The following is a 12,121-nucleotide window of genomic DNA, read 5'->3' as shown; positions in this document are numbered from 1 at the left end:
CCGCCCGGCCTGTTCATGAGGACTTCCCTGTTCATGAGGACTCGCGGAACAGCGCCTGCAACTTGCCGAACGGCATGGCGGCGCGGGTGAAGCCGAACGTGCCATCCTGCTGGATCTCGCGCGCCGCCGTCTCCAGCATGCCGTAGGCGAAATTGGTCAGCCACGACCCGAGTGAGATACGCTTGACCCCTGCCATGGCGAGATCGGCGATGGTGAAGCCCGGTTTAGCCAGTACGTTCACCGGCTTGCTCACCGCCGAACAGATCGTGCGCACCATCTCGATATCGCTGATACCAGGCGCATAGAGCACGTCGGCGCCGGCCTTCTCGAAGGCCTGCAGCCGCTTGATGGTGTCGTCGAGGTCGGACTTGCCCCACAAGAAGTTCTCGGCCCGCGCCGTGAACACGAAATCGCGCTTCAGCGCCCGCGCCGCCTCCACCGCCGCCGCGACGCGCTCGACCGCGTGGGCAAAATCATAGATCGGCTTGTCGGGGTCACCTGTGTGGTCCTCGATCGAGCAGCCGGCAAGGCCCGCCGCTTCCGCCGCGAAGATCGTCTCGGCGGCCTGCTCGGCGCTGTCGCCCTTGCCTTTTTCGAGATCGGCCGAAACCGGCAGGCTGGTCGCCGCCGTCACGTCGCGGCAATGATGGATCATCTGGTCGAAGGTCACTGCGCCATCCGGGAGGCCGCGCGAAAAGGCAAAGCCGGCGCTGGTCGTCGCCAGCGCCTTGAAGCCGAACGAGCCAAGCAGCTTCGTCGTGCCGACATCCCAGGGATTGGGCATGACGAAGGTCGAGGCATGCAGGTCACGAAAGATCTTACCCTTGTCCATGGCAATTCCCCCATAGTGTGCAGTGCGATGGCACGGATTTTAGCTTGCCCGCCTTGCCCGGGCAAACGAATGCGCGGGGTTCAGAAGCGTTTCTCGTTCTCTGCTGCCAATCTTTCGAACGCGCCGGAATCCTTGACGTAATGCGTCTTGTCCCAATGGTAGGTGACGGAAATCTCGTGCGACGCAGCCTTGGGCGCGGCCTCGTCACAGCTTTCACGGCTCGGCACGGTGGTGTCGGTGACTGTCGCCTTGATAGCGGCATAAGGCTGTCCGTCAGCGATGGTCTGGAACCCGATGTCCTGCCTGCGGCTGTAGGCGCATAGCTTCTCATCGAGCGTATAGATCATGTCGACCAGTTCGAACCTGTCCTTGGCAACCATGATCAGCGGCGTCGCCACATAGTTCTGGTTCGAATTGAAATGCGCGCTCATGGTTATGAGTGCGTCGTCTCCGTCGCCGATCGAAAGCTTGTTCGGCTCGCGGAAATAGGTGCTGCGGTCGACCGCGACATTGGCCGCGTCGAGCAATTTCGGCTTGGCCGTGATGTCGTAGAGCGCCAGCACCGCGTAGCCCTCGGCGCTGTCGGGAGAATCGCCAAGGTCGAACAGCATCGCCAGCCGGTCCTTGCCGCCGGCCTTGATGGCCAGCACCGCGGCATTGGAAAAGCTGGAGGTCTCGGGTGGCGAACCGCCATCGTCCGGTCCCTCGATATGGCGCATGTCGATGGGCGACCCGCCCTTGTAGAAGCCGTCCTTATCAGCGGCGAGGCCCGGAATGACCATTTTTGCCAGATCGAGATAGGTCACATCGGTGCGGCCGGGCAGCGCGCTGCCGAGATCCGGAAAGCCGATCGCTTGCGCGCCGGCTGCGGTCCACAAGAACGGCAGCAGCACCAAGGCGAGGATGAAGCGAAAGAGGTTCGTTGGCATGGACGCCTCGGGCTGTCGGGCGCACGGACCGTAGCACAGCGCCCTACGGCGTCCAGCCCGTCCATCAAGCCCGGCGGATCAGTGGATCGGCACCAGTCCCGCCAGTTCGCGCATGTCGTCGAACAGAATGCCGCCGGCGTGGATCAGGCCATCGCGGTCGGAATAGGGGTCGCCATGATAGGAAAACACCCGCATGCCGGCGGCGATGCCGGCCTGCGTGCCGGCGACGCTGTCCTCGATGACGACGCAGTCGGCGGGCGGAAAGCCCATCGTCTTGGCCGCATGCAGGAACAGGTCCGGGAACGGTTTGCCGCGCGAGACCATGGTGGCGCTGAACATCGCATGTTCGAACAGCGGCAACAGCCCGGTCTGGCCAAGCGTGATGTGCATCTTCGAGATCCGGGCCGACGTGGCGACGCAATAGGCGATGCCGGCCGCGCGAACCGCCTCGATGAACTCGCGGACATAGGGGATCGCCTCAACGCCATGGGCGAACAGGTCCGGCAGGCCGGCGTTCCAGCGATCGACGAAGTCGGCGCCGAGCCGGACTTCGGTGTCGGCTTCGATTTCCTTCTGCACCGACACCATGCTGCGGCCGGAGAAGTTCTTGCGGCAATATTCGAAGCTGGTCGGATAGCCCGCCGCGCTGAGCCACTCGGCGAGGCGTCGGTTGGCGAGATTCTCCGTGTCGACCAGGATCCCGTCGCAGTCGAAGATGACCAGCTTTGGAATTTGCATCAGGCGGTGCCGGTCGATCCGAACCCGCCGGAGCCACGCGCGGTGCCGCCGGCCAGCGAGCGCTCTTCGACGCCCACCTGCGTCACGGCGGCGAAAACCAGCTGGGCAATGCGCATGCCTCGCGTCACGGCGAAATCCTCGTCGCCGAGATTGATCAGCAGCACCTTCACCTCGCCGCGATAGTCGCTGTCGACCGTGCCCGGTGAATTGAGGACGGTGAGGCCATGCTTGAAGGCAAGGCCGGAGCGCGGCCGCACCTGGCCTTCCATGCCTTCGGGGATTTCGAGGATCAGCCCGGTCGGCACAAGAGCGCGTTTTCCCGGCAGGATCAGCAGCGGCCGGTCGTCAGGCACCGCCGCGCGCAGGTCCATGCCGGCGGCGCCGGCGCTTTCGTAAGCGGGAAGCGGTAGTCCTTCAGCATGCGGCAGCCTGACGACGCCGACAGTCGGACCGATGACGGAGGAGTTTTGGAGGGCTGCGCGCATAAAATCGATCCTATCGGCGCGATTGCCGATTCGGTCAATTCGCCCGCAAGCCTATCAACGGCTTTCTTTCAGGCATCACTATGGCCTGAGGTGTGTTGAGATTCAGGTCAGGCCGAGTCGAAAACGGCGGATTTCGAGAACCGGAGCGGAGCGGACATTCGGTCCGTGAGCACCGGAAGCGGAGAAACCCGTCGTTTGCAGGCCGGCATCACCTAAATATCAACATACCTTAGCGCACTTCCATCGGAACCACCGTCGTCTCCTTGATCTCTTCCATCACGAAAGAGGCGGAAACATCGGACAGCGCCACCTTGGCGATCAGCCGCTGGTAGAGCCGGTCGTAGGCCTTCACGTCGGCGACGCGGGCGCGCAGGACATAGTCGAGGTCGCCGGACATGCGGTAGACGCCGATGATCTCGGAAAGACCGGTCACCGCCGCGCGGAACTTCTGCAGCCAGTCGGGATCGTGATTGGACGTGCGGACCAGAATGAACACCGAAAGGCCAAGTCCGAGCTTCTCGGCATCGACCAGCGCCACCCGGCCGGTGATGACGCCATCCTCCTCCAGCCGCTTGACGCGCCGCCAGCAGGCATTGCGCGACAAGGCCACCCGCTCCGACAGCTGGTCGACCGACAGCGTGCCGTCGCGTTGCAATTCGGTTAGCAATCTCCGGTCGATTTCATCGATATTCAGCGCCATGTGGGATGTTTGTCCCACAAAATGGCAAAATACAAGGACATTTTGAGACCAATGAACCTGCGAAGCGTGTCAGGATACTCATATCGGAACCTGAAGCGCTGAAGGGGAACCAGCATGTCGGTCGCAAGGATTTTCACCTCTCATCCGGCCAAGGTCGGCGAAACCTATTTCAGCCATATGGCCTTTGCGGCGTGGTTCTCCTCGCGGCTGCTGATGGCGGCCGGTGCCGCGCTCGTTCACGCTTTCTTGCCATTTCTGTTTGAGACTACCGCCAGCCGAATCGTTCGCGAGCTTTACGAGCGGACACACAACAGAGGCACGCACGCGACCAAGGAGCCGGCGGCTCTTCCGGATCGCGCCTAGGAGAGAAGCGATGTGCCGGTGGGCGGCCTATCTGGGTGAAGCGGTCTTTCTCGAAGACATCCTCACCGCGCCCTGCCACTCGCTGATTGCCCAGAGCCATTGCGCCCAGGAAGCGAAGTCGCCGACCAATGGCGATGGTTTCGGCCTTGCCTGGTATGACGACCGGCCCGAGCCCGGCCTCTACCGCGACATCCTGCCGGCCTGGTCCGATCCCAATCTGAAGAGCCTGTGCCGGCAGATCAAATCCGGCCTGTTCCTTGCCCATGTGCGAGCCTCGACCGGCGGCGCCACCAGCCGCATGAACTGCCATCCGTTCATCTCGGGCCGTTGGTCGTTCATGCACAATGGCCAGATAGGTGGCTTCGAAAAGATCCGCCGCGCGCTGGAGAACACGCTCTGCGACGCCGTCTTCGACCAGCGCGAAGGCACCACCGATTCCGAACTGTTTTTCCTGCTGATGATCGACGAGGGATTGGCCGGTGACCCGCAAGGCGCAGTGTCGCGCGCCACCAGCCGCGTGCTCGACGCTTCGCGCCGCGCCGGCCTCGAACCGGCGCTGAAGCTCACCGCCGCCTTCTCGGACGGGCAGGCGCTGCATGCGGTGCGCTATGCCACCGACGCTCACGCGCCGACGCTCTACACCTCCGCCCTGCGAAAAGGCGGCGGCCGCTGCATCGTGTCCGAACCGTTCGATCGCGAGGGCGGCGATTGGCAGGCGATCCCGCCGTCGAGCTTCGTCACCATGACCCGGGACGGCATCGCCATTCGACCGTTTGCGCCCGCATCTGCAAGGCTTGCTCTGGCCCTTTAGGTTACAAATCAGTCAGCTCCGCGCGATATCCGGCGTTTGGCACTTCAGGGGCTTTGCCGCGCGCTCGAGTGCTTCAGCCAGTGGCGATCGAAGACATCGAGGATGGCGCGGAACTCGGCAGGCGGGATCTGGTGGACGCCGCCATCGCTCCCTCCAACGAGGAACCGCGTGAGCTGCCGGTCGACCTGCTCGGGATGCTCGATGGACATGCCGACCGATGCCAGATCTGCCGAAATCGACTCATCGGGCAGCAGGTATCCGCCCCACGGGGTGGCGCCCCGCGCCTGATCGCGCAGACGCACCATGAGGATCCTTGTAAGCGACGGCTGCGCCTCCGGGCCGATAATCGCCGTTCCACACATATATCCGCCAAGAACGCTCCCCGGCTGCGACCGCGGGAACAGGCTGACGAAGAACTGCGCATCCCCGCCGACTTCCCTCAGATGCATGTAAAGGGCACGCTTGGCCGGCGTGACCGGGCCGCCAAGCACCAACTGGCCTGTCGGCAAGATTTCGCGATAGCTGGCGGTCAGGCCATGTGAGCCAGGCCCCGGCTCCATCGACAGGATGCCCCTGATGAATTGGCCGCGATAGTAAGGAGACCAGGCACGCGAATAGCATGCATAGGTACCGGCAAGCGCCAAGGCGAGGCTGCGCTCTTCATGGTTGGACGAGGTCTCGAACTGAGACCCGGCGCGGCGTTCGAGATCTGCGCTGTCGATGTTGTGGCGGGTCGCGATCGCGGCCGTGAAGTTTGGCAGGTCGCAGTCGGCGATCCATGCGCCTGACTGTTCCAAGCCCAGCAGCTTCACCCAGTCTTCATACACACTATGCTCGCGCGGCTGGGCGCGGCCCTGCAGCCATTTGTCGGCACGGCCGAGATCGAATGAGGTCTTCGGATTGACGGACCGGAAAGCCGCCGCCAGATCCTTGCGGGTTACCGTCCCCAACAACGCCGAAGTCAGCCGTAATTTCTGAGCAATGTGCTGTGCCACGTGGCTGCCTTTGCGGTTTGGTTTCCGCCATAACACGCCGTGGCAAAACCTCACACCTTACTTTTCGATCTGCTAATATAAGAGGAATTCCAGAGAATTCCACGGCATTCCGCGCGTGCAGCCTTCCCGGCTTGTGGGCCGGCGCTAAGCTCGCGAAGGGCAAGGGGCATACTGTCAGCGAACGTTCTGAACGTGCGCCGGGGAGGTCATTCCCCTTTCTTTCGAAAAGCTGTGACACGCTCCCATCGAGCAACGGCGAAACCAGGCTGAGAAGCCCGGTAGCAACCGAACCGTAATGCCACCTCGAATTGAAGGAATGACCGGATGACCGCAAACGCCTCTTCCAGACTGACATTCATCGTATTTACCGCAGGCTGCATCGCACTGGTGCTGCTGTTTCGATACGCGCCGGCCGGCGACTCTCACTCGAGATATCTCAAGGGCGCAACGGCTGTGGTGGCCGCCAAGCCGACCCGCATCGACGTCGATAACGAGGCGCACGCGATTCGCTTCTATATCGACGGCAAGCAGGTCGCCCTGCTCGACGAGTCCGGATTCAGGCAGTGAGGCGGCCAAGCCGCGCACAGCGGCGAGGTGGAGTTGATGACTCATGAAGAGGAACTTGGGCGCGCCGTATGAGCCTATCCAGGAAATGCGCGCGCTTTGTAGCCAGAGAGGAAAACTGTCATGAAACTCGTTCTGTCCGCACTGCTCGTGCTGCTTGTCTTGTCGCAAGCGGCGGAGGCCAAGAAGAAAGTTGCGGTGACGCAAGACAATGCCGCCACGGCGCAGGTGACCCGGCCGCCCCTGGACGACACGTCGACAGGCGGAATCAGGTCGGCCGCGGGGGCAACCGCGACGGCCACCGAAGGGCAGCAATACCCGCCGGCGCTGTATTTCAATTTCCAGTAAGCCAATTGCTTGTCGACGCGGGTGCTTGTCGACGCGGGGATCCATGATCCGCAACGGGATATCGCTTCGAGCTATTTAGGGAGAGCCCGAGGATCGCGGCTCCCCCCGAGTGCTGCCGGCCGGGATGCCCAATCGTGATTGGCTGGCGATACATTTTGGGCCGCCTGAGGTGGAACCATAGCGAAGATCACGGCCCCGTCGATGACCGGCAGGAACATTTCGCAGCCGAAGCGAGACCGTCGACTAAATCCGATTGGCCTTGACCGGCGCAATTCCAATCAAGCACAGCCGATCCTCGAATGCTCAACTCCGCTTGAAGCCGTGCCTCGATCCGCCATCTTCAAGGCGAGTGCCGCCAAGCCGGAGCATTCCTCATGCACATTGCCTTCCCCTCAACCGTCGATCTCGCCACGGCAATCGCCGCGCGCAAAATCTCCGCCGTCGAGGCACTCGACGCCCATCTGGCGCAGATCGACAGTCACAACGAGACAGTCAACGCGGTCGTCTCGCTCGACAGGGAGGGCGCGCGCGAACGCGCCAAGAAAGCGGACGCAGCGCTGGTACGCGGCGAAGCGCTCGGTCCGCTGCATGGCGTTCCCTTCACCCTGAAGGACATGCACGAGACAGCAGGCATGAAAACAACCGTCGGCTTTCCGCTCTTCGCCGATTATGTCGCGCAGCAGGACAGCCCGGTCGTCGCCAGGCTGAGGGCGGCCGGCGGCGTGCTGATGGCCAAGACCAACGTCGCCAGCATGCTGTCCGACTGGCAGTCGAACAATCCGCTGTTCGGCCGCACAAACAATCCTTGGAACCTTGAGCGCACCTCTGGCGGCTCCAGCGGCGGCGCGGCAGCGGCGATCGCGGCTGGCATGACGCCGTTCGATGTCGGTACCGACATGCAGGATTCGATCCGTCTCCCAGCCGCCTTTTGCGGCGTCTACGGCTTGAAACCAACGGAGCATCGCGTCTCGTTGGCCGGTGCCTTTCCCAATCCGGGCGATGCCGCGCGCAGCGTCCGGTTGATGTCCTGCGTCGGGCCGCTGGCGCGCAGCGTGGACGATTTGTCCTTGATCTATCGCATCATTGCCGGATCGGACGGGCGCGACACCGATCTGGCGCCGGTGCCGGTCGAGGACATGCCGAAGCTCGAGCTCAAGACACTGCGCATCGCTTTTGCACCGACCTTTCCCGGCTTCCCGGTGACCGACGCTATCGGTGCTGCTGTTGAAAATATCGCAAGGCAGTTGCAGTCGGCCGGCGCGACTGTCGAGAAAGCGAACCTTCCAAAACTGGATTTGCATGACGATCTCGCGCAAGGCGGCGCGCTGATCGGCATGATGATGGAGGCCGCGCAGCCCGAGCCGCCGGACGAGCCGACACCCGTCTCGCGCTGGTTCGAGGCGCTCGCCCGCCGTGACAGATCGATTCTCGCCTGGAATCAGTTCCTTGAAAAACATGATGCGCTGCTCTGCCCGGTCGCCATGACCACGGCCTTTTCACATTGCGAGCCTGGCACGCCGATCAAAGTCGACGGCAAGGACCAAAGCTATTGGATGCTGCCGGCCTATGGTGCTGTCTTCAACTACAGCGGCCACCCGGCGCTTTCGATGCCCTGCGGACAGAACAGCGACGGCCTGCCGATCGGCCTGCAACTGGTCGGCAGGCGCTGGTCGGAATCACGGCTGCTCGGCATCGCCAGGGCAATGACGCCGTTGACCGGTGGCTTCAGCCGCCCGCCAGGCTATTGAGCGAAGCGAGCCAATCCGTAAGGCGCCAGCAGCGGATCGCGCTCGCCGTCGAGGATTTCACGAGCGGCAAACAGGCCGACGGCCGGCGCCAGCGTGATGCCGGAATGCATGACGCTGACATAGACACCGTCCATGCCCTCGGCGCGGCCGATGATCGGAAAACCGTCGATCGGCGTCGGCCGGTAGCCGACCGTGTGGAAATCGAGCGTCAGCCCGTCTCCGCCGCGCAGGCTGGCTTTCAGGACCGCGAACAGTTCGCTGGCGGTGACCTGCGCATCCATGCCGGGGTCGGCGCCGCTGAAATCGGAACCGGCGATGATACGGCCCTCGGCCGTCTGGCGCATATGCAGCCGCTCGGCCAGCACCAGTCCGTTCAGCAGCTTCTCGTGGGGCCGCGAGTGGACGATCAGGCCGGGTGGCGTCTCGAGCGGCAGATTTATGCCGGCGGTGGCGGCAATATCCGCCGAGCCGACGCCGGCCGCGATCACCACCTCGTCGGTGGCAAGCAGCCCATGCGATGTGTCGACGCCCGAAATCCTGCCGCCTGTCTGGACAAGCGCCGTCACCGTGCTGGAGATGATCCGCGCGCCGCGTCGTTCGGCACCGGCCAACAGCGCCTTCGTTGCCGCGACCGGCTCGGCAACGCCCTCTTCGGCGACATGCAAGGCGACATCCGGGAGTTCGATGAGATTGGGCTCTATACGTGCCGCGCCGGCGCGGTCGACGCGCTCTATGCCATAGCCCCAGGCCGAATGCTGCGCGCTATAGGTTTCCATGTCGGCCGCCGACAGATCCCAGCACAGGCCGCCGCACCAGCTGAGCGGCAGGCCGGGCAGGTCCCGCGCCAGCCGCGACCATTCGGCCATGGCGCGGGTGCGCAGCCGGAAATAGGGCTCCGGATTGCCCCATGTGGCATTGATCCAGGCAAAGGAGTTCGGCGTGGCGACCCCACCCGCGGCGCTGTCGGCGGCGATGACCGTCACCCGCGCCCCGGCCCTGGTCAGGTGCCAGGCCATGGAAGCACCGATGATGCCGGCGCCGATGACGATCACTTGCTTGGCTGCGCCCATGCGGAACCTCCGTCGAACAGGTCTTCTGATGCCATCGCATCGAACCTATCTCAAGTACCGGCAGGCCAATCCGGCCAAATCTGTTCGACAGGCCCGAAATGCGCTGCTAGAAGCCCGCGCCACAGACAGGATTCCAAAAATTGGCTGAAGACATCGAACAGGCGGTATCGCGCCGCCGCACCTTCGCGATCATCGCGCATCCGGACGCCGGCAAGACGACGCTCACCGAAAAGCTGCTGCTGTTCGGCGGCGCCATCCAGCTTGCCGGCGAGGTCAAGGCCAAGAAGGACCGCATCCAGACCCGGTCCGACTGGATGAAGATCGAGCGCGAGCGCGGCATTTCGGTCGTCACCTCGGTGATGACCTTCGAGTATGAGGACAATGTCTTCAACCTGCTCGACACGCCCGGCCACGAGGATTTCGCCGACGACACCTATCGCACGCTGTCGGCGGTCGATTCGGCGGTCATGGTCATCGACGCCGCCAAGGGCATCGAGCCGCGCACGCTGAAGCTGTTCGAGGTCTGCCGGCTGCGTGATATCCCGATCATCACCTTCGTCAACAAGATGGACCGCGAAAGCCGCGACCCGTTCGAAATCCTCGACGAGATCGAGCAGAAGCTGGCGCTGGATACAGCGCCCATCACCTGGCCGATCGGCCGCGGCAAGACGTTTTCCGGCACCTACCATTTGGCGCTGAACGCGGTGCGCAGGGGCGACGACGAGAAGGAACGCACGCCCGTCAATGGTCCCGATTCCAACCGCGTCGCCGGCCTGCTGCCGGAGAACGAGCGCGAGGCCTTCATCGAGGAACTGGAACTGGCGCGCGAAGCGTGCCGACCCCTTGATATAGAAGCCTTTCGCGAGGGCCATCTGACGCCGGTCTATTTCGGCTCGGCGCTGCGCAATTATGGCGTTCGCGACCTGATCGAGGCGCTCGGCGCCTTCGGCCCGCCGCCGCGCGCGCAGGAGGCGGACACCCGCACGATCGAGGCGACCGAGGAGAAGATGACCTCCTTCGTCTTCAAGATCCAGGCCAACATGGACCCCAACCACCGTGACCGCATCGCTTTCGTGCGCGTCTGCTCGGGCAAGCTCGAGCGCGGCATGAAGGCGAAGCTGGTGCGCACCGGCAAACCGATGTCGCTGTCGGCGCCGCAGTTCTTCTTTGCCCGCACGCGCGTCACCGCCGACGAAGCGTTCGCCGGCGATGTCGTCGGCATTCCCAACCACGGCACGCTGCGTATCGGCGACACGTTGACCGAGGGCGAGGAAATCCTGTTTCGCGGCGTGCCGAATTTCGCGCCCGAAATCCTGCGTCGTGTGCGTCTCGGCGATGCGATGAAGGCCAAGAAGCTCAAGGAAGCGTTGCACCAGATGGCCGAGGAGGGCGTCGTGCAGCTGTTCTCGCCCGAGGACGGTTCACCGGCCATCGTCGGCGTCGTCGGCGCGCTGCAGCTCGACGTGCTGAAGGAGCGGCTGAACTTCGAGTACACGCTGCCGGTCGAATTCGAAATGTCGCGCTTCTCAGTGTGTCGCTGGATCTCGGCCGACGACAAGGCCGAGACGCTGCGCTTCATCGAGGCGCATCGCGGCGACATCGCCCGCGACCTCGACAACGACCCGGTGTTTTTGGCCCAGCACGCCTTCTCGCTGAACTACGAAGCCGAACGCTGGAAAGCGATCCGCTTCGCCACCATCAAGGACTACCAGGTCCGCGACAAGGCGGCTTGAGCCGGGGCCTTTCCCTTCTCCCCCTGTGGGAGAAGGTGTCGCCGAAGGCGACGGATGAGGGGTGTTCCAGGGAACGCCAACGCCTCACTCCGCTGGAGCACCCCTCATCCGTCTCGGCGCTGCGCGCCGATCCACCTTCTCCCGCAAGGGGAGAAGGGAAGGATCAACCCTCAACTCACCCCCTGGCCGCCTCTTCGATCTTCGCAATATCGATCTTGCCCATCTTCATCATCGCCGACATCACCCGGCCGGCCTTGGCCCGGTCTGGATCCTGAAGCAGCCTCGGCAGCTGCTCCGGCACGACCTGCCAGGAGACGCCGAACTTGTCTTTCAGCCAGCTGCAGGGGCCGGGCTCGCCGCCCTCGGTGAGCTTCTCCCAGAAATAATCCACCTCTTCCTGCGTCTTGCAATCGATCGACTGTGACATCGCCTCGTTGAACTTGAATTGCGGCCCGCCATTGAGCGCCTGAAACGGCACGCCGTCGAGTTCGAACGTGGTCACCAGCACCTTGCCTTCATCGGCGTGGCCTTCGGGCCAACGCATCACGCTCAGCACCTTCGAATTCTTGAAGATGGAGACATAGAAATTCATCGCCTCTTCGGCCTGGCCGTCGAACCACAGGCAGGTGGTGATCTTTTGCATGTCGTGCTCCTCGGTTTGCTCTTTGCTGTTACAGGGAAACGGCTGACTCCGAGAATGGTGCCATTCCTGCCGTCTGCCCAAGGACGGCCACGCGCCGAGCGATCCGACAGCGGCCTGCAATTTTTTGCGATATCCGGTTTTTCGCGGAATCTGGCGCATAGC

General features: G+C 63.4%; 14 protein-coding genes. 6 read left to right on the top strand and 8 right to left on the bottom strand.

Translation table 11 applies throughout. The features are described from left to right. Positions 1 to 31: 31 nt before the first annotated feature. The 5 genes from LB577_RS23070 to LB577_RS23050 form a co-directional block, all read right to left on the bottom strand. Positions 32 to 832, bottom strand: a complete 801-nt coding sequence (locus tag LB577_RS23070) for an oxaloacetate decarboxylase (protein WP_224688716.1) — start codon at positions 830 to 832, stop codon at positions 32 to 34. Positions 833 to 912: 80 nt separating this feature from the next. Further along, positions 913 to 1,761: a hypothetical protein gene (locus LB577_RS23065; RefSeq protein ID WP_224688714.1), complete on the bottom strand. Its 849-nt coding sequence runs from the start codon at positions 1,759 to 1,761 to the stop codon at positions 913 to 915. A gap of 78 nt (positions 1,762 to 1,839) precedes the next feature. Further along, positions 1,840 to 2,499 carry an HAD family hydrolase gene (locus LB577_RS23060; RefSeq protein WP_224688712.1) on the bottom strand — a complete coding sequence of 220 codons (660 nt, stop codon included), beginning with the start codon at positions 2,497 to 2,499 and terminating at the stop codon, positions 1,840 to 1,842. Continuing rightward, positions 2,499 to 2,984, bottom strand: coding sequence for a dUTP diphosphatase (dut, locus tag LB577_RS23055; protein WP_013891419.1), 486 nt, complete (start codon positions 2,982 to 2,984; stop codon positions 2,499 to 2,501). Before dut ends, LB577_RS23060 begins: the two co-directional genes overlap by 1 nt. A gap of 229 nt (positions 2,985 to 3,213) precedes the next feature. After that, complete coding sequence (locus LB577_RS23050) at positions 3,214 to 3,684, bottom strand: Lrp/AsnC family transcriptional regulator (RefSeq protein ID WP_023775782.1); 471 nt, start codon at positions 3,682 to 3,684, stop codon at positions 3,214 to 3,216. 114 nt (positions 3,685 to 3,798) lie between these two features. On the opposite strand from LB577_RS23050, the gene LB577_RS23045 reads away from it, so the two are divergent. Both LB577_RS23045 and LB577_RS23040 read left to right on the top strand, forming a co-directional pair. Next, positions 3,799 to 4,047: a DUF6356 family protein gene (locus tag LB577_RS23045; RefSeq protein WP_224688711.1), complete on the top strand. Its 249-nt coding sequence runs from the start codon at positions 3,799 to 3,801 to the stop codon at positions 4,045 to 4,047. A 10-nt stretch (positions 4,048 to 4,057) separates the two neighbouring features. Next, positions 4,058 to 4,858 (top strand): class II glutamine amidotransferase, encoded by an 801-nt coding sequence (locus tag LB577_RS23040; protein WP_023775781.1) that lies wholly within the window; start codon positions 4,058 to 4,060, stop codon positions 4,856 to 4,858. A gap of 44 nt (positions 4,859 to 4,902) precedes the next feature. Here LB577_RS23040 and LB577_RS23035 read toward each other — a convergent pair whose 3' ends face one another. Further along, positions 4,903 to 5,853, bottom strand: a complete 951-nt coding sequence (locus LB577_RS23035) for a hypothetical protein (protein ID WP_032927345.1) — start codon at positions 5,851 to 5,853, stop codon at positions 4,903 to 4,905. Positions 5,854 to 6,177: 324 nt separating this feature from the next. On the opposite strand from LB577_RS23035, the gene LB577_RS23030 reads away from it, so the two are divergent. The 3 genes from LB577_RS23030 to LB577_RS23020 all read left to right on the top strand — a co-directional run bounded on the left by LB577_RS23030 (position 6,178) and on the right by LB577_RS23020 (position 8,513). After that, positions 6,178 to 6,420 carry a hypothetical protein gene (locus tag LB577_RS23030; protein ID WP_013891414.1) on the top strand — a complete coding sequence of 81 codons (243 nt, stop codon included), beginning with the start codon at positions 6,178 to 6,180 and terminating at the stop codon, positions 6,418 to 6,420. A 120-nt stretch (positions 6,421 to 6,540) separates the two neighbouring features. Then, on the top strand, positions 6,541 to 6,765 hold the full coding sequence (locus LB577_RS23025) for a hypothetical protein (protein ID WP_013891413.1): 225 nt from the start codon (positions 6,541 to 6,543) through the stop codon (positions 6,763 to 6,765). A gap of 374 nt (positions 6,766 to 7,139) precedes the next feature. Next, a complete protein-coding gene (locus LB577_RS23020) occupies positions 7,140 to 8,513 on the top strand; it encodes an amidase (RefSeq protein ID WP_224688708.1) in 1,374 nt (457 codons plus the stop codon). Here the strand turns inward: LB577_RS23020 and LB577_RS23015 are convergent. After that, positions 8,507 to 9,583: an NAD(P)/FAD-dependent oxidoreductase gene (locus LB577_RS23015; RefSeq protein WP_224688706.1), complete on the bottom strand. Its 1,077-nt coding sequence runs from the start codon at positions 9,581 to 9,583 to the stop codon at positions 8,507 to 8,509. The two genes, LB577_RS23020 and LB577_RS23015, sit on opposite strands and share 7 nt — an antisense overlap. Positions 9,584 to 9,723: 140 nt before the next feature. On the opposite strand from LB577_RS23015, the gene LB577_RS23010 reads away from it, so the two are divergent. Beyond that, positions 9,724 to 11,316, top strand: a complete 1,593-nt coding sequence (locus LB577_RS23010; RefSeq protein ID WP_023766338.1) for a peptide chain release factor 3 — start codon at positions 9,724 to 9,726, stop codon at positions 11,314 to 11,316. A 175-nt stretch (positions 11,317 to 11,491) separates the two neighbouring features. On the opposite strand, the gene LB577_RS23005 is transcribed toward LB577_RS23010, so the two are convergent. Further along, positions 11,492 to 11,959, bottom strand: a complete 468-nt coding sequence (locus LB577_RS23005; RefSeq protein ID WP_224688703.1) for a VOC family protein — start codon at positions 11,957 to 11,959, stop codon at positions 11,492 to 11,494. Positions 11,960 to 12,121 lie beyond the last annotated feature (162 nt).

The organism is Mesorhizobium sp. B283B1A (assembly GCF_020165735.1).
GTDB lineage: Bacteria > Pseudomonadota > Alphaproteobacteria > Rhizobiales > Rhizobiaceae > Mesorhizobium > Mesorhizobium opportunistum.
Note: the sequence above shows the minus strand (reverse complement) of the source record. Positions and strands in the feature narration are given on the sequence as shown.